Genomic DNA, 17,872 nt, shown 5'->3' with positions numbered 1-17,872 from the left:
TACAAATGGGAGAGTGAAGGCGCAAGATTCAATGAAATGTAATTGACGGTGCGCTGTATGTATCTTTCAGTTGCGCCAACAAACAGAAGGGTGCGTGGAAGATGCATAACAATGGATGAAACCTTAAGCATCTTGTGTTGCAATGTTGAGATAGAAATATGGTAAATCGCAAGAGAAAAAACTGTATTTGACGTGATTTTACGGTCTTATAGGCATCAATGGGAATTCGATGAATCATAAAACAAAAAAAGCAGCTTCATGTGGTTTGCTGACGATTGAAGTACCGGTACAGCGAGGGCGTTGTACCATAGTATTCCCGGAATCGGCGGTGAAAATGCGAAGGGTGCTTGTAGCCAAAGGTCTTGGAAATTTCATTGATCGACATTTCGGTGTTTACCAGATACACCGCAGCAGCTTCAAGACGCAGTCGCAAGTGATAACGCTGTGGTGAGATGCCAACCTCGTTTGAGAACAATCGCACAAAGTGTTTTTCTGTGAGGTGCACCGCCTCAGCGATCGTTTGGTTGGGCAACACATCATGCAAATTAGTTTTCATGAGGTGGATGGCAGACGCAACCCGCTTATCACGATCAAGCTGTATCTCTTTGCCGAGTTGGCTGGAATTCTCTGCGACATCAGTTTTCACTTCAACAATAGACGGATGCACATGCACACCGAGTTGTTCGCGGATAACGATGATAAGAAGTTCTTCGATCGAAGCACGCAAACGCACCAGATACCCCGGCAAACGTAAACGATACTCTTCACACATGATCATGATGAGCCGCTCGATTCGCCGCGCCGCAGGCAGTTTCAATGTAGTGATTGGAGTGGCCAAGTCGGCGAGTTGCTGCAAACACGAGAATGAATCCTGTATCACAGGATCGTGATGTTCTGGCACGTCGATCTTGTCTAACTGCCCATCATGCAAAAGAAGTCGAGGATAGACCGCGATCGACGTCGCCCAACAACCTTGATCATTGCAAATGATCTCATGCCACGCATCGCCCATAGCGCAAACATGAACCTGCGGCGGCTCAATCGGAATCTCTTGGGTCGGCGTGCGTAAGATTCCACCGCCACGCGCAAAGTATGTGATCTCATAAAACGTATGACGGTGCGGCGGGAAAGAACCGATCTCGACAATTGGATAGATCTGAAAAACTTCTTCAGGCGAACCTATCACCAAAAGTTCATCAGGGTTCCGTTCAGACGGTACTGTAATCCGGGTGTCTTGCATGGCCAATTCTCCGTGGGCATAACCTTGGCGTATGAACGCGCATTACCCACTGGAGGAATGGCAGATAGAAAGGAAAATAATGAAAACTGCGCGACGATAAGATCATCTCTACCGCCGGCCGCTACCTGCAAATCGCATCATAGCATGAAAACGCGCAAACCTGCGCGCAACTTGCATGTAAAAAATGAATTTCGTCCAACAGTCAACTAACGTGCATCAGTCGCAAAACGTAAATATCAGAATTTACTGGTTAACTGCCAGCAGGAGGAACTGGCGGTGGTGGTGTGGGATTATGCGAACGAGGTTTAGGAACTTCAGTCGCAGTAATCACCGGCGTTGGCGGCTTAGACGTGGTCATAGCAGGTGGGGAGTTACCGGGAGTTGATGATCTTGCAGACGAGTCAGATTTTTTACGCACCTTGCGGGCTTCATTGATGGTGAGGTGTCGCCCGTTGTAGACCTTGCCAGCCAACTCTTCAATAGCTTGGCGTCCTTCTTTAGGGTCGGGCATTTCAACGAAGCCAAAACCACGTGACTTCCCCGTTTGTGGATCGACGATAACGATCGTTTTATTCACCGCGCCAAAGGCCTCAAATAGCTTGGCAAGATCGTCTGCGGTCGTGTTGTATGGCAAGTTCCCGACGTAAATATTCATCATCATGATTCAGTTCCGATGTGATTGCCCGTGCGAAGTTGTCCGCGGCACGATCGGGTTGTCGTACACACGGCTTTCAAATAAATGCCTCCAAACATGCGAAATGCGAAAAGATACAACAATGCATACCGTCAGAACGGCCCATATATTCACGACAAGATGAGGTACTACAACCAGGCGGCGTGCTTTATGATGAGAAAATAAATAATTCCAAACCTTCGCTACCCCATTACCTATACCCCATACCGGACCCCTAATGCAAGCATTTTTAAGATGGTTTTGGCAGTGAATTGCCCTAGCCATGGCTGGGGTCGACGGCTCCGACTGGGGTTTTGTTGTAAGAGCTTCCAAAATACCAACCTATTACAAACAGTTGCAACTTCAATAGTTCTAACTCACAATGTAGCCGCCATTCTGGGCCACCGGGAACCATTTTCGCCACCACGAAAGACATCATGTCAAATCAATCCCAACCTGAAAAAAACGATCACACACACCAGCCTCATTCCGAACCTAACCAGAACACACCACAACCAAATGTCCCCTATCAACCACCCATTGCTATCAACTCTGGGATGGCGACCGCCTCGCTTGTTTTAGGCATCATCGGTCTGGCAACCGGCTGCTTGGGGATTGGCATTATCCTCGGCATCATCGCACTAATCCTCGGGTTTATCGCACGCAACGAAATCTCCGCCTCGTCCGGACGACTCAAAGGCGAAGGCTTTGCACTCACTGGCATCATCTTAGGCATCGTCAGTCTCGTCATGATTATCCCCCTACTCATCGGCATCATGCTCCCCGCACTAGGGGCCGCCAGGCGGACCGCTCGCCAAATGCAGAACAACACCCAGGTCCGGGGTATCCATCAAGGCATAGTCATTTTTGCCCAATCAAACCGCGGCTACTATCCCGGCCTCGATTCACGTGGCCTTGATATCGGCATCCGACCCGATGAGCGCTTCCAGCTACTCCTAGACAGCAACTACTTTACGGGCGAATATGCCATCAGCCCGGCAGAAACAAAAACGGTCTGGCAGGGCGGGCCAGTCACCACGAACCATTTCTCTTACGCAATGCTCAGCTTGAGCAAGCCCGGTGAACGCCGTAACGAATGGTCTGAAACCATCAACGGCCTCGCTCCCATCATTGGAGACCGCAACACCGGCAGCAACCCCACCAGCAACATCTCTTCGATTCACACAGCCCCCAACAGCGGCGAGTGGCGCGGCACCGTAGGCTACAACGATACGCATGTTGAATTTGAGAACACCCCACTGCAAACCACAAAGTTCGGCAGTGGCCCCACTCACAACAATGACAACCTCTTTACCATCGATTCATACAACCATGACGATGCCTTCTGGGTCTTCGATCACAAATAAATTTCATCCGCGTTCCGGTTCGAGACCATGCACCTTCATTAAGCCTCAAACCTGAGGTTTTTTTAATATCACGCTCTATGATACCCATTAACGATGTCACCGAAACACATTAGCGCCAAACCATTTACCGCCGTGCTTCTTCCCGGCCTGCACGGTACCGCCGGCCTGTTTCACCAGATGAAACAGCATAAACCTGCTCGCTACACAACGCTGGAGATTAACTACCCGAAAGGTGTAATACATTCGTATGAAGAACTAACTGCCATGGCCAAGCAGCAACTCCTAACCATTAAAGGCGACTTTATCCTCGTAGGTGAATCGTTTTCGGGACCCATTGCGATCATGCTTGGAGCGCAGAAACTGCCGAGCCTGAAAGGCGTTGTGCTGGCCGCCTCATTTATTGAAGCGCCAAGATCAAAAATTTGGCGATACCTGCCAGGGCGAATGATGTTCTATATCGGTAATAGCATGATCAAAATTACCGAAAAGATGATGGGACGGCCCGACGGGATGCTCAAACGCATGGCGATGGCGATTGATGGCGTCAAAGCAAGTGTGCTTACTGGTCGTATCCAATCTGTGTTTTCGGTGGATGTGAAAGACAAACTCAAGCAGATGAATGCGCCACTGCTTTACCTGCGGGCAGAACGGGATCTGGCCGTACCTTCTCACAACGCAAAGATGATCAAGGCACACAAACCCTCTGTACAAATAATTGACATCCCCGCCAACCACCTGCTTTTGCAAACACATGCCCAAGAAGCATGGGCCGCCATCCAATCATTCATGAACGCCCCGGCCCAATCTCAATCGACCTAATAAAAACCCGAACCTATTGGGGTTTTATAGTTTCGTTATTTGCACTATACGATGAGCCAAAGCTTCCGGGGGCGGGGGGATAGGATTATGAAAGCAGCTTCTCAAGATCATCCCGTGTGAGCGAACGCAGAATGTTTTCTTCACCACCGACAATCGCATCGGCCAGCTTGCGCTTGCGTGCCTGCATCTCTGCAATACGTTGCTCAACGGTATCCTCACAAATCAAACGGTACGCAAATACCGGCTTGGTCTGACCAATACGATACGTTCGGTCGATAGCCTGCGCTTCAACCGCGGGATTCCACCATGGGTCGAGAATAAAGACATACTCAGCTGCAGTGAGATTCAAGCCGAGACCACCAGTCTTGAGCGAAATTAGGAATAACGGAATCGACTCATCGGTCTGGAATTTCTCAACCACTTCCTTGCGGTTACGTGTTTGGCCATCAAGATAACAATAGGGAATGCCGCGTTCATCGAGCTTACGACGAACCAATGCAAGCATCGACGTGAACTGCGAGAAAACCAGCGCCTTACTGCCTTCTTCAATGATGTCGGCTACACGTTCGAGCAATACCTCCAGCTTAGCAGCCGGCTCATCCGCGCGAGCTTCATCAATGAGGCCCGGGTGGCAGGAAGCTTGTCGCAATCGGAGCAGCGCTTCGAGTACCATGAAGGTTGACTTGCCCATGCCGGTTCCAGATGGTGCCGTCACACCGGCAGGTACAGCAGCATCGAGCTGGTTCATGAGTGCCGATCGGTAATACATCCGTAGATCGTCGTATACCTTACGCTGCTCTGGTTCCATGGAACAAACAATCGTCTGCTCGGTCTTCGGCGGCAGATCGGTCAGCACCTGCGCCTTGGTGCGACGCAAGATAAAAGGCCGAAGCGAACCGGCAATCTGCTGCAACATCGAATGCTTCGCCGCCCCCTCCTCTTCCTCACTCGCTTCTCGTTGAACGGATCGCGATCCGGCACGGATGATGTCGGCAAAACGTGCATTGGAACCAAGCATGCCCGGGTTCAGGAATTCAAAGATCGACCAAAGATCGCCGAGGTGGTTTTCAATCGGAGTACCGGTAAGGGCAAGCCGATGGCGGCCGCCCAAAATGCGCGCTGACTTGGCGGACTGCGAAGAAGCGTTCTTAATCGCTTGCGCTTCGTCGAGAATAATGTAGTCAAACTCTTGATGCTGCAGCTCTTCGATATCACGACGCATAAGTCCGAACGATGTTACGATCAGATCATGATTGGCAAAGTCCGCACGTTGCTCCGCACGGTCTGTGCCAGCATAAGCCATCACGCGCAGATCCGGCGTAAATTTCTCTGCTTCATCGATCCAGTTAAACACCACCGAACGTGGCACGACAACAATTGAAGGCCGATGCTTGGGCTTCTCGCCATCAAGCGTTTTGTCCATATGCGCTTCGATGCCTTGGTAACGCGCTTCAAGCATCGCAAGCACCTGAACGGTTTTACCAAGACCCATGTCGTCAGCAAGAATCCCGCCCATGCCAAAAGTTCGCAGGAAAGAGAACCAACCAAGGCCATCCTTCTGATAAGGACGCAAGATGCCGTGGAATTTCCCTTCCGCAGGCTCAAGCGGTTTGATGCCATCAAAAGCGCGGAGTTGGTTACGTGCAAAATCAAACTGCTCATCCACATGCACAAGCTCACGCTCATCAAGCAACGAGTCAAGCAGCGCCGCCTGCGACGGACGGAAACGCAGATGGTCCTCTTCAAGCTCACCCATCGCAGTGAGCAAGCCATGTTCTGCAAGCCATTCTTCGGGGAGCAAACCTTGTGAACCGTCATCCAGTTCTATCATAGATCGGCCGTTACGCGCCGCCTTCAAAATATCCGGCAACGCCACGTCCTGTTCCGTGCCATCAGCCTTCTTGAACTTCACCGTGCCACGCAATTCAAACCAGTCCGTGCCAGAGGTGACAGACAACGACGGAGGCCCCGCAGTGCGCACCACCAATCGATCTGCGGAAACCGCCCAACCCGCAGCAATCAGCCGACTAATGACGAACGGGATTTGCTTCATCGTCATCACTAACATATCTGGATTTGCCTGATTCGCCTGACGCAAACCGAGTGAACCAAGTTGACCAACAGCTTCGCGCTCTGCTTTTTTATCACGCCGAATCAAGATTCCTGTCGGCGGCAGCGCAGTTTCTTCATCTTCACTTTCCCCCTCCGGCAAATGATCTTGCGGTGGATCTATCTTATGATTAGGCGTCGCTTCAGCTTCTGTAAACGCTTCTGCACGCGGATCATCCAATCCGGTGGTTGTCTGCGCATTAGGCTCAACCGCAAGCTGTTCTTCGACAGCTTCTTCGTTATCACCTTGCGGGATAAGTGTGCCTGGCGTCATCGGCACAAACCGGCCGGCTTGGGAGGGATAAACACGACGACCGTCGTATTCAAACCACACGCGAGCGGCCAATGAATTTTTGTTCGATGCAGGAATCACTGCGGATGCTTCCGTCGTGCCCGGCGAAAAGATGTCTAACCTCGGACGTGGCGAAGCGTGACGTTCTTCGCGACCGAATCCAGCAGGCAGTTCAATCTCTGGTAACTGCGGCAACATATACAGCCGCTCTAAGAACCGTGGCACGTCATCATTCGGAATATGGATCGTCCGTGATTTGTTCTGATCTTCATCTTCCTCACGGAATTGCGATACCCAGCGGTAAGCATCACGATCATCAAATGGAGCCAGAAGATTGTCGTACACCACCAAGCCGTGCAGACCACCAAGGATCAAGTCCGGTTTATCGATCGCAAGATGCTTCTGCTCTGGACGGCGTAATTGGCAATTGATCACAAGCTGATCTTCAACCTCTGTGCCAAGCATCCAAAGCTTCCACGGCTCACCATCATCCCAGTGAAGTTGTTGCTCATTCGATCCGGTCACATCGTCGCCAAGATCAATGAAGCATCGGCCGGTTTTGATCAGCCGCTTCATGATCATGTACTGAGCCCCAGCAGCAAGTCGATAGATCGCATGCGGACGATCACGGCGAAGGTCCGCATCATCTGTTTCTTGAATGAGTGCACCGCCAATCACAAGCGAACACAATTCGCGATCTACAGGGTCAGTAAGCGTATCGGTTAGATCAACGGAAATTTTCAGTGGTTTGGTCTTCGCCCAACCAGTCGGCGTGGCAGACCGTTGACGCAACTCAATCACGATCGATTGGTATCGCTTGGATAGCTTCGGCGAAACAACGTAACACACTTGGCGTTGTGCAGACAAAACCGGCTGTGGCGGCGCTTTGCGTTCATAGGATGGCACGCGCAATAGTGCGAGACGCGTCACCCATTCCGGCTCTTTAGGCCGACGTGCAACGGTGGTTGCATCACGCTTCTTGGCCTTCAGTGCGCGCACGCGCAATTTGCGAAGCGCTTCTTTCTTTGCACCCGGTGCAGCATCTTTGTTTTGAATATCAATCAACGTGGCCCAGATGTGTTTGCAATACGAGCCGGAATTAAAGTGAGGACACGTACATTCAGCAATCGCGTTCCCATCTTCTTCGGAAATCGTCACCGTTACTGGTTCATGATCTTCCACCTCCGCGCGCACCAACTCACCATTGGTCGGAACCACACGACTAACTTTGCCATCCAATTGAACGGTGCGACCGTTCATACGAACAGAACTCTGAAAAAACGGCGACCAAATCGTCATCAAAGACATAAGAAGCGTTCCCTCGCAATTTATTTACGCATGAAGCAACACAGGCACCCGCGGACGATGTTCAATCGAAGAGGATTGACTGAAATCCGTGGCTTCAACAATCCCCAAACCTCCCAGCGTAACGAATGCAATGTCAATTGCAAGAACGCCTTGAAGTTGACAAAGCGCTTGCATGGTTGCCCACTTAAAGCGTGTCATTTAACCGCGGTGATTTTAGGCACCAACCACGGCAAAATCGTTGGCCACCGATGCAATAACCACGGAAAGAACCTATCCTGTGCGTGTGATCACACATCTTCTACAAATAAGTTCGGCGGACCCTACCCCCGAGAGCGTCCCAATACCGCTAAATCCGGCAGACACCAGTAGCACCCAAGCAGTCGCCCCTGCTCCGGAAAATATACTGGATACCCTGCAGGCTGAACTGATTGTTGCGTTGGTCGGCGTGATTGTTGCCGGCCTACTCGTCATGTGGTGGCAACTGCGGAAAAATGATTTTTCACTACAATCCGCACCCAAGCGACCTCACGACTTCGGCTTGATCGATTTTCTAGCCGTTTTCTTCCTCTATTTTCTCGGCCAATTCATCGTGCAACAGATTGCCATCAACTTTATTGGCATCAACCAAGACACTCAGCAATTCGACTTCGCCTCAGATTCTCAATATGTCCGATTCAATCTCATCGGACAGATTGTGACTTACATCCCCGGCATCCTCTACCTTCTTGGCAGATGCGGCTTCCTTAAAAACGGCCTCAAACAATTTGGCTTCATTCCACGAAAACCGCTCCGTGATATCAAGCTAGGAGTACTTGGTATCGTCATCTCTCTGCCTCTCGTCTTCGGCATCAGCGCAATCATGGTCATCATAAGCCATCTCCTCGGCGAGAACGTCCCGGAGATCGGGCATGTTCTTCTGCAAAAACTAGCTGACAGCACCACCTTTGAAATACCACTCCTACTCGGCATTGGAGCGATCCTCCTTGCACCTGTCTTTGAAGAAATCTTTTTCCGCGGTGTCGTACAAACTGCACTGCTCAACATGCTTGGTAAACAGCAGCGCTGGCTGGTCATCTTCTTGGCAGCCACTGGCTTTGCGCTGATTCATCTGAGCGCCCTACCTTCATGGCAACCGCTGCCAAGCCTGTTCCTGCTCGGATTAATCATGGGTTATGTCTATGAAAAAACTGGTTCACTTCTGCCTCCCATCTTGATCCACATGGGATTCAATGCGTTTAACTTCAGCATGGTACTGCTCAGCGCGACCGCAAAAGGCGCGTAAAAAAGCCGGCCTATATCACAGCCGGCTATTAAAAATCAAACACCATTTCGCATCACGATCCTTCAACCGGTACGAATTGGTCAATCGCCAGGCCAAACCCCGACAGCGCCGTAGGCGTGAACGGATGGTTCGTAATGAGATCTAGCTTACGAATACCCAGATCGCGCAAGATCTGACAACCAATGCCGTAATCACGCTTGTTTTTAGGCGGTTTAATACCGGGCGTTTCGTGTTCTGCACCGATTTTGATCCGGTCATCCGAAGCTAACTCATGATTAGACGGCAATGTTGCCGTTTGCAGATCACGCAACACGCCGGTTCCCATGCCTTCGTGCCGGAGGTAAACCAGCGCGCCCCGCCCTGCTTTTTCGATCATCTGCATCGCGGTCTTCAAGGTGCTGCCCGACGGCTGCGTCACATCACCAAACACATCGCCGAGTAGGTTATGTGAATGCATGCGGGTCAGGATCGGACCATCACATTCAACCGGATCGCCAGAAGGATCAAGCTGCCCGATATCGCCCTTCACCAGCGCGACATGCGGGAAAGGATCGACTTCCGAACGATAGGTGAGCAAGCGGAACGAGCCGCACTCGTTTTCAAACGGCTGCTCACTCATGCGATGCACCAACTTGTCGCGCTGCATGCGATACTCGATCACGTCCGCCACTGTACACATCTTGATCTTGTGCTTCGCGCAAAACGCCTCGAGCTCCGGCCGACGCGACATCGTGCCATCTTCATTCATCACTTCAAAGATCACCGCACCTTGTTGCAAACCCGCTAGTTTGCACAAATCCACCGACCCTTCGGTCTGTCCACACCTGACCAGCGACCCGCCAGACTTCGCACGAAGCGGTTGCACATGGCCGGGGCGTGCGAGATCTTCGATCTGTGTTCGCGGATCAACCAATAGCTTGCATGTGATCGAGCGATCTTGCGTGGAGACGCCGGTGGTCACACCAAATCGCGCATGACCATCTACCGTAACGGTGTAAGCTGTTGAAAGCTGCGAGGTGTTAACATTAGTGATAGGTGGCAGATCGAGCTTGTCACAGATCTCACCTGAGAGTGCAACGCATAGCAAGCCACGCCCCTCACGGAGCATGAAATTAATGTTCTCGGGTGTGGCAAACTCCGCGGCACAAACAAGGTCACCCTCGTTTTCACGCGATTCATCATCGGCCAGAATGATCATCCGGCCAGCTTTCAGTTCTTCCAAAATTTCAGGGATACTGTCCATACCGATATTTTCGGCCAGTTCACGCGCCATGTCGAATCCAGACGCTAATCCGGTTTTTTGCGCAAAATTACATACAAAAAAACCGCATCAAATATGCGGTTATCTGCTGTATTATTGCTCAAAAATCAACACTCAACGGAGATGTTAGTTACTGGTCAAACCCATTGAGGCTGCCAAGATATTGGCAGCAATTCCACCAATAATGGCAAACGACCAAATAATCATCACCGTCTTATGTCCCATTTCATCTGCTTTTGACCACCCCATGATAAAGGCCCAAAGCGCACAAAAAATACCGATGACACCGTGAACAATCGCTTCGTTTGTGAACAAACGAACCAGCGTGAAAATCCAGCAACCTAAAGATGTCAAACCACAAACCAATAATAAGATAAGAACAAGAATTTCCATCACAACATCCTTTCAAAAATGAACCTATAACAATTCAGTATGCATGCTGTACCAAACGGAATAGCCAATAAACCAGCCATAAACCCAGTACGATCTGCATAAACCCGGAAGACAATTCCCATTTTTTCACTGTGGCAATGTATCGCATACGGATTCGCTCCGGTAGCAACACATTGATCACGAGCAACAATCCAAAACAAACCGCCACTCCACCAAATAAATGTTCGCTTAATGAAACCCATATCCGTCCATGCAATAGCGATATCACTGAACGTGTCAAACCGCACCCCGGACAATCTATCCCAATTGTCGTAGGTAGAGGGCATTGCCAAGACCATAAACCCGCAACGTTTAGACCAAGATGTAAAACAATCACCCCCAACAACAACATTGAAAATCTTCTCACTCGTAAAAATTTCGCGAGAAGTGCTCCGCCTAACGGTTTGATGAATTTGATTGGTTTAACCGATATTTGAATCGCAATGCTCCCCAAAATAAGGCCTAAGGGAGCCATACTCTAACACAACTACCGATGCATGAATAGATAAACGCCACGCTCACTTTCGCAGGCTTGCCACATTAATAAAAATAAAATGTTTGAACAGATCGACTCATGCCCCTCGTGGCGGCGTCAGTGACAAAATCGTCCGCGGTGCGAAGCGGTACTTCTCAATCACTCGCACAATATCCTCACGGGTCACCGCCATCAATCGAGCAAGCTCTTCACTGAGCGGCGTGTACTCGCCTTGATACAACCATTGCCCACCTAGCCCTTGCATCCGCCCTGCTGGACGCTCGCCTTGCAACGTCGCTGCCGTCGCCAGCTTGTTTTTCGCTCGCTCTAACTCACCGCCTGTTAAGCCCTCACCCGCTTCATCAAGCACTTCTTCTAAAATCGCTTGCACCTGATCGCCCTTTTCTGGATCACATGATGCGTAAGCAAAGAATGAGCCGGTCTGGTCATAAGGCAGGATCGACATGTCCGCTTCATCAGCATGACCCGGATCAACCAGTGACCAGTAAATCCGCGAGCCATCCGAGTCCCCCAAGATATCCGCCAGCACCTTCGCCGGATACCGATCCATGTCCTGCGCCGACGGCCCGGGACACATCAGCCCAATGTAATGTCTGCTCGTCCGCTCATCTTCTATCTTACGATTAGACAATTCAAAAATCGGATCTTTATATACCCGCCGCGCACCAGTCGGCTTCCAATCCTCGGTGATCTTCGCCACATCATCCACCAGCCTGTCGAAATCCAATCGCCCCGCGGCCGACACCACAATATTGTCCGGCGAATACCGCTGCTCGAAATAATCCCTCATCTGCGTAGCGGTCAGATCTGTTACCGACTGTACAGTTCCCAACACACGATAAGACAGCGGATGCACACCAAAAAATTCTTCAAGCAGTTGATCTTGAAGCCGCCATGATGGACGATCGTCGTACATGCCGATCTCTTCGATGATGACATTCTTTTCCATGTCAAAATCTTCATCGCGTAATGCCGGCCTTAAAATATCACCAAGCAAATCCACCGCTGCTGGCAAAAACTCCGGCAACACATGTGCAAAGTACACTGTCATTTCATGTGATGTAAACGCATTGTAGTTCGCACCCATGTCGTCGAACTCACGATTCACATCATCCGCGGTCCGCCGCGTTGTTCCCTTGAACATCATGTGCTCAAGAAAGTGCGACACACCCATCAGCGCATGATCCTCGTCACGGGTTCCAGCCTTCACAAAGTAGCCCACTGCGGCGGTATGCGCATCGGGGTTCGGCTCGGCAATGATCGTCAGACCGTTCGGAAGGGTGTGCTGCTTAAACTGAATGGACATGCGAGATTCCTGTTACCGTGAGGCGATTGCTTAGGGTCAGCATTGTACTGCTACGTCGCCTCGAGGACACATCGGTAACGCATAGATCTTGTTTTGACACGAAAAATGCCTGACGGCAGACAGCCATCAGGCACGATGAATTTCAGATTGTGATCCGTACGATCAGCCGGATGCTTTAGTCAGCTCATCGACAAAGTCAGCCTTAGGCGTGACACCAACAAACTTGCGGACCACTTCGCCACCCTTGAAGAGGATGATTGTTGGGATCGCAGAGATGCCAAACTTCACAGATACTTCACGGTTGGCATCAGTATCGACCTTGCCGACCTTCACTTTACCTTCAAACTCGCTGGCAAGCTCTTCGATCGTCGGGGCAAGCATACGGCAAGGCATGCACCACTCGGCCCAAAAATCCACGAGGACCGGCTGTGAGCTATTTACAACTTCTTCATCAAAGTTTGCGTCTGTCAATTCAAGCACTAATTCGCTTGCCATGATTGATCTCCTAATGTTCCGATTGACCTGCCCGTCATGAGCAGATCATGAGCGATTTTAGGGACGAACTGTCGGATCATCAACTGCCCACGGGGGAAGATGCCATCCGAAGCCTGCCCGATATCCGTCCGGGCTGTGTGTGGTTCCCTTGGGAGGAATTAACTGTGATGATATCAACTTTATTCATCCGGGATTTGTTTTCCCACCAGTCGAACTCACCCCGCACCAAATTCATCGACAATTCACTGCCTGGAAAACCAATCTCCGCCAGACCATATAACCAGCCAATTTTACCTGTCTTCCCATAGAACCTCCCACAATCGCAATAATTCACGATTTTGCGCGTTTTGTACTTAGTACACACCAAACTGATGTTATATTAGGGACATCATCTCGTCACATGCCTGTGGCTTGGAGAAGGATCATCTTTTTTCGCTGTTGTCTTCCGGCTTTGGAGGGAATTTTTAAGTATGAACACCTCAGGTATCAAGCAATTTATCATCGGATTTAGCATACTGGGCGCATTGACCATCGGCGCAAGCCAAACCCAAGCCATCGTCGTCACCAGCGGCAGCCCAGGCTTCCCCGCACCCCTGAATAACACCAGCCCATTCGGCGCGAGTGAAGAATGGGACCGTGTGCAGATGCAAGGCAACCCCGATGTCATCTCACATGGCACCAACGTCTATCTCGGGAACGGTTGGGTCCTCACAGCCAACCACACCGGCGGCAAAAACAAATTCAACTTCGGTGGCTCAAGCTACAACATCATCCCCACCTCCGGCACAAGACTCACCAACCCCGATGATGGATCATTAACAGACCTTTATATGTACCAAGTCGATATCCCCGATGGCGATCCGCTTGCGTCCATGCCCAACGTCACCATCGCCTCGTCGGTCAGCGTCACCGATCCCGGACTCATGATCGGTACCGGCGTCACACAAGTCTCACTCACCTCTGATACCTCATACCTCGGCAACGATGGATTCACGACCCAACCGCTTGATGGCGATCCAATCGTCCGAGAAAAGAAATGGGCCAACAACTCTGTTGCTGGTAAATATACGTTTGATCCCGGCACGTCTCACCCACTTGATGGTGCTGCCGGCTTGAACATCCACGCACTACTCCTGCTCGAATTCGATATGACCACGCCAGGCTCAGGTGCAGCCACCGGTGGCGATTCAGGCTCAGCATTCTTCAAACAAGTCAGCCCAACTGAATTTGAATTGGCTGGCATTGCCCACTTCATCACCAATGCCGTTGATAATTCAACCGATCCCCCCGGTGTACAACCCCCAAATACCCGCGTCGACGGTAACTTATCTGTCTATTCAGACCTCTCCTTCTACAAAACTCAAATTGAAGCCATCCTCGCCACGACAGTGCCAGAACCCACCACAGCTTTGCTGCTCACGCTCGGCACTCCACTACTCATGGCCCGCAACAAAAAACGCAGCTAAACCAGCCAACCCAACATCATAAACATAAATAAAAAGCTCCGCCTTTCGACGGAGCTTTTTTTACTGCCAATAGATTGAATCCTGGCTTCAGATCACCTTTGCTGCATGGATCTGCTCACATCGCAACGTTGGATCATACAATTCATCCGCCTCGGCCACGATCTCACAAAACACTACCTGCCCCGTCCTCATCATACGACAAAGATACGGCAAACACTTCCCGCACTCCCGCCCAGCACCTGTTGCTTCACACAACTGCTCAAGTGATAATCTTTCCGCTGCCGCTTTAAGCTTTAGCTGTGAAAACAATCGCTTTTTACAGACACATCGTTCAATACGCATGAAATAGAACCTTGAATTAAATCGAATCACTCCAAGTCAAAAAGTGAGTTATCCTCAGGACCAAACCAGCCCGATTCGAGCGATATCATCTTCGCCGCATCCGAGCCCGGCACGTAGTACGCACTCGCTGCAGACCATTCGACTTTGTGCGAATCTGTATGACCGTCCACCCAAGCTACATTGGTCGTGTGATTCTGATGACGAAAATGAATGGACGGCGTTGGTGTTCCCCAACTCGGCTGAAGCACCCCAGCATTGATCCAATATCGCCCACCAATAAAGGAATATTCGATCAACCGCAACGATCCCGATTCATGTCGCCATAAACCAGTGTCAGTAAACATAACTGTCTGGGATGCATCCGCCACATCGTCCGTCCGCGCGGTGTTCATCGACGCATCATTGGATGGCAACCCTGTCAACGTATAAAGATCGTATCGGCCGCCAACATAGTATTCGTTGTAACCGTACCCACCACAGCTTGCTTCAAAAGCAAACCCACCCACGCCCGGATTATCCTGCGTAAACTCAAGCACGGTGGGACATTGTCTTGATGCTTCATCACCAAAATAGCCACTAAGTACACTGCGAGAGTGATCAAATGCTTCAGTGTTATTATCACGTTCACCGTGCCAACGATGTAGGTTGTTCGGCGTAACACTGCTACCCTTGTGATAAGCAGCCGGTACATAATGCTCTTTGCTATCCGCAGCATAAACTGTGTTTGCGATCGCAAGCTGTCGCAAATTCGAGGCACACACAATACGCTGCGCTGCCTCGCGTCCCGAAGCTAAGGCAGGCAAAAGAATACTGAGCATCAGCGTAATAATGCTGATCACCACCAGCAGTTCAATGAGTGTAAAACCCTTTGTTTTTCGCATCCATTCCATCATAACCACGTCTTATCTACGAAACTTCTCAGCTACAAAATTCAAAATACCTGCTGTTGATTTTCACCAACAGCAGATGGGAAAAGGGGGATGTCAAGATGCTTTACGGCGAGTGAGCAAGAGGCCTGCGGCGCCGAGGAGTATGAGTGATGCGGGCTCTGGAACTGTTGCACCCCAAAGAATCGAATTCCCGATGGTAAAAGTTGACCAATTAACATCATTGCGGAGTGCAAAGATATCGTCGCCATTGCCGACGAGCTGATAGCCATAGTTATTGGCAGCAACGTCGTTGATGACGTGTGATTCAATAGCGGAAGTGGTGAGATCGAAGCTCTTAAGCGTGTTGGAAAGTTCAAAACCTGAGGCAAAGAGTTTACCACCCGCAATCGCAAGCGAACCGGAAGTGCCAAGGTTCGTAAGAAAATGAGCGTCTGTATTATCATCACCTGCAAGAGTAATTGCAGTGTCGCTGGTGATCGCCTGCCCTAATTCAGCTGCGGTGAACTTGAAGATGTTGCCTGACGAATTAGTGAGATAGACATCTCCTGCATCACTCACGGTCATGCCGCCGGAGAAAAGACCGTCGTTCGTAAACTCGACAACATCTTGCGATGCCCACGAACCGTTATCATCGTAAATACGAATCAGTTTATTCGTATAGGAATCATCTACGTTCTTTGATTTCGCCACCAGGTACATCTCGTCACTGCTACGCCAATCACCGGCATAGACATTTTCAGTTGCTGCAAAATCTGCAGAGAAAGTCACCGCCGCCGTATCCAGACCACTAACCAGATTTAATGGACGAGCAGTATTAAAGCTGCCGCCCTGTCCCCAAAAAGCTTCTGAGGTGTTGTACGGATTAACGACCATGAAAGAAGGGTCACCTTTGGAGAAGATGCCACCAATTTGGGTCCATTCATGCTGCTCAATAACGCCATCATCCTGTGAATTTGTTCCTGTAATATGGATACTGCGGCCTGAGGTATAGACAAATTGCTCGACGCCGTTGATCGTTGCTACATCAATACGGACATTGTTGCCATCCTGCGGTGCAAGATATCCATAATTCTCAAAAGTAAGTGCTGCCTGGGCAGATGTCACTATCACCAGCGAAATGAAGCTCATTACTGCAATCGTTTTTATCGTTTTCATCTTTTCCTGTTCTCCTATTTGCCTTGAATAATTCGTTTTTTGCTGAAGCCGGCAAATACTCCAGCATGTTTTTATTTCAGTTAGTTTCTATCCAGCAATTAGATTGTTCGTTGACGACCACGTACAGCCAAACCAAACAAACCCAATGTTGCAATCAACATCGCCCCAGGCTCCGGCACCACATTGATCACACCAACAGCATCCAAATCAAAACCACTCGATGAAAACGGTGTTGCATACGGATCATTGATTACATTGCCAAGCGAATCTGTCGTCGCGTGCAGCGGATTGATCGAACCTACCACGTCAACCACACGTACATGTGTGATGTTATTCACATCGAGACCAATGGTGCCGACAAGTTCTTCAAGATCAAACGGGGTGCCATATCCTTGCCGATACTTACCTGCTAAATTATCCAAGTTGGTTGGATCCAATGTACCGAACCCACCTACCTGTGTTGTGGTTTGCGTTTCAGACACCGCATCAAAACGGAAGAAATTGATCCCATCCGAACTCACTTCAACAAAAGCCAGTTCTAGAAACACATCACTGAAGCTGTTTTCAAACACTGCAAAATCTGCACCATCACCATTGGCAATCGCGGTATCGAATGTCAGTATCGCTGACCCTCCATCACCCAAGCTCACCACATCAAGCGATGTGCCTTCCGCCTTGCCAATTGCTTCGCTATCTGTACCAAACGAAGCGTTGGCACCGCCGGGGTTAGCAATATCCGCTAACCCTCGTACTACGGTTGCACCAGTCGCCCAGCCAACAAAAGCAACATCATCTTTGTGGATGGCGGTGCTACCTGTTTGACCGGCCGCCGGCGCAAATGAACCTGCAAATGCAGGATTTAATCCGCCAAACGTGCCCACCAGCGCAGCACCCGATAAGAACAATAATTGATTCATCATTTCGACTCCTCTGCCTTGA

At 50.2% G+C, this 17,872-nt stretch carries 17 protein-coding genes; 5 read left to right on the top strand and 12 right to left on the bottom strand.

Going from position 1 to position 17,872, the window contains the following annotated elements:
* Window positions 1-256: 256 nt before the first annotated feature.
* Together ACQ6WK_RS00425 and ACQ6WK_RS00420 are read right to left on the bottom strand one after the other, a co-directional pair.
* Window positions 257-1,240 carry a helix-turn-helix domain-containing protein gene (locus tag ACQ6WK_RS00425; protein WP_432798765.1) on the bottom strand — a complete coding sequence of 328 codons (984 nt, stop codon included), beginning with the start codon at window positions 1,238-1,240 and terminating at the stop codon, window positions 257-259.
* A gap of 250 nt (window positions 1,241-1,490) precedes the next feature.
* Window positions 1,491-1,901, bottom strand: a complete 411-nt coding sequence (locus ACQ6WK_RS00420) for an RNA recognition motif domain-containing protein (RefSeq protein ID WP_432798764.1) — start codon at window positions 1,899-1,901, stop codon at window positions 1,491-1,493.
* A 449-nt stretch (window positions 1,902-2,350) separates the two neighbouring features.
* On the opposite strand from ACQ6WK_RS00420, the gene ACQ6WK_RS00415 reads away from it, so the two are divergent.
* Window positions 2,351-3,280, top strand: a complete 930-nt coding sequence (locus tag ACQ6WK_RS00415) for a DUF4190 domain-containing protein (protein ID WP_432798763.1) — start codon at window positions 2,351-2,353, stop codon at window positions 3,278-3,280.
* Between the two features lie 93 nt (window positions 3,281-3,373).
* Window positions 3,374-4,099, top strand: coding sequence for an alpha/beta fold hydrolase (locus ACQ6WK_RS00410; RefSeq protein WP_432798762.1), 726 nt, complete (start codon window positions 3,374-3,376; stop codon window positions 4,097-4,099).
* 85 nt (window positions 4,100-4,184) lie between these two features.
* On the opposite strand, the gene ACQ6WK_RS00405 is transcribed toward ACQ6WK_RS00410, so the two are convergent.
* Window positions 4,185-7,808 carry an SNF2-related protein gene (locus tag ACQ6WK_RS00405; RefSeq protein WP_432798761.1) on the bottom strand — a complete coding sequence of 1,208 codons (3,624 nt, stop codon included), beginning with the start codon at window positions 7,806-7,808 and terminating at the stop codon, window positions 4,185-4,187.
* A gap of 277 nt (window positions 7,809-8,085) precedes the next feature.
* Here ACQ6WK_RS00405 and ACQ6WK_RS00400 point away from each other — a divergent pair, with 277 nt between their 5' ends.
* A complete protein-coding gene (locus tag ACQ6WK_RS00400; RefSeq protein WP_432798760.1) occupies window positions 8,086-9,090 on the top strand; it encodes a lysostaphin resistance A-like protein in 1,005 nt (334 codons plus the stop codon).
* A 52-nt stretch (window positions 9,091-9,142) separates the two neighbouring features.
* On the opposite strand, the gene ribB is transcribed toward ACQ6WK_RS00400, so the two are convergent.
* From ribB to trxA, 5 genes are all read right to left on the bottom strand, one after another.
* Window positions 9,143-10,363 (bottom strand): 3,4-dihydroxy-2-butanone-4-phosphate synthase, encoded by a 1,221-nt coding sequence (gene ribB, locus ACQ6WK_RS00395; protein WP_432798759.1) that lies wholly within the window; start codon window positions 10,361-10,363, stop codon window positions 9,143-9,145.
* Window positions 10,364-10,477: 114 nt separating this feature from the next.
* Entirely contained in the window at window positions 10,478-10,744 is a 267-nt protein-coding gene (locus ACQ6WK_RS00390) for a hypothetical protein (protein WP_432798758.1), read from the bottom strand.
* Between the two features lie 34 nt (window positions 10,745-10,778).
* A complete protein-coding gene (locus ACQ6WK_RS00385; protein ID WP_432800356.1) occupies window positions 10,779-11,135 on the bottom strand; it encodes a DUF2752 domain-containing protein in 357 nt (118 codons plus the stop codon).
* 220 nt (window positions 11,136-11,355) lie between these two features.
* Complete coding sequence (locus ACQ6WK_RS00380; RefSeq protein ID WP_432798757.1) at window positions 11,356-12,585, bottom strand: M16 family metallopeptidase; 1,230 nt, start codon at window positions 12,583-12,585, stop codon at window positions 11,356-11,358.
* A gap of 162 nt (window positions 12,586-12,747) precedes the next feature.
* Entirely contained in the window at window positions 12,748-13,080 is a 333-nt protein-coding gene (gene trxA / locus ACQ6WK_RS00375; RefSeq protein WP_432798756.1) for a thioredoxin, read from the bottom strand.
* Between the two features lie 47 nt (window positions 13,081-13,127).
* Between trxA and ACQ6WK_RS00370 the strand changes: the two genes are divergently transcribed.
* Complete coding sequence (locus ACQ6WK_RS00370; RefSeq protein ID WP_432798755.1) at window positions 13,128-13,388, top strand: hypothetical protein; 261 nt, start codon at window positions 13,128-13,130, stop codon at window positions 13,386-13,388.
* Between the two features lie 162 nt (window positions 13,389-13,550).
* Window positions 13,551-14,546, top strand: a complete 996-nt coding sequence (locus tag ACQ6WK_RS00365; protein WP_432798754.1) for a PEP-CTERM sorting domain-containing protein — start codon at window positions 13,551-13,553, stop codon at window positions 14,544-14,546.
* An 87-nt stretch (window positions 14,547-14,633) separates the two neighbouring features.
* Here the strand turns inward: ACQ6WK_RS00365 and ACQ6WK_RS00360 are convergent, their stop codons facing one another.
* From ACQ6WK_RS00360 to ACQ6WK_RS00345, 4 genes are all read right to left on the bottom strand, one after another.
* Window positions 14,634-14,888, bottom strand: a complete 255-nt coding sequence (locus tag ACQ6WK_RS00360) for a hypothetical protein (protein ID WP_432798753.1) — start codon at window positions 14,886-14,888, stop codon at window positions 14,634-14,636.
* Window positions 14,889-14,914: 26 nt separating this feature from the next.
* The gene (locus ACQ6WK_RS00355) at window positions 14,915-15,769 is read right to left on the bottom strand and encodes a prepilin-type N-terminal cleavage/methylation domain-containing protein (protein WP_432798752.1); all 855 of its coding nucleotides are present in this window, start codon (window positions 15,767-15,769) and stop codon (window positions 14,915-14,917) included.
* A 102-nt stretch (window positions 15,770-15,871) separates the two neighbouring features.
* Window positions 15,872-16,933, bottom strand: a complete 1,062-nt coding sequence (locus tag ACQ6WK_RS00350; RefSeq protein WP_432798751.1) for a PEP-CTERM sorting domain-containing protein — start codon at window positions 16,931-16,933, stop codon at window positions 15,872-15,874.
* A gap of 98 nt (window positions 16,934-17,031) precedes the next feature.
* Window positions 17,032-17,850 carry a PEP-CTERM sorting domain-containing protein gene (locus tag ACQ6WK_RS00345; RefSeq protein ID WP_432798750.1) on the bottom strand — a complete coding sequence of 273 codons (819 nt, stop codon included), beginning with the start codon at window positions 17,848-17,850 and terminating at the stop codon, window positions 17,032-17,034.
* Window positions 17,851-17,872 lie beyond the last annotated feature (22 nt).

The sequence above is a fragment of the Poriferisphaera sp. WC338 genome (assembly GCF_050931845.1).
Taxonomy (GTDB): Bacteria; Planctomycetota; Phycisphaerae; order Phycisphaerales; family Phycisphaeraceae; genus Poriferisphaera.
The sequence above is the reverse complement of the archived record's forward strand: the minus strand, read 5'-3'. Positions and strand labels throughout refer to the sequence as shown.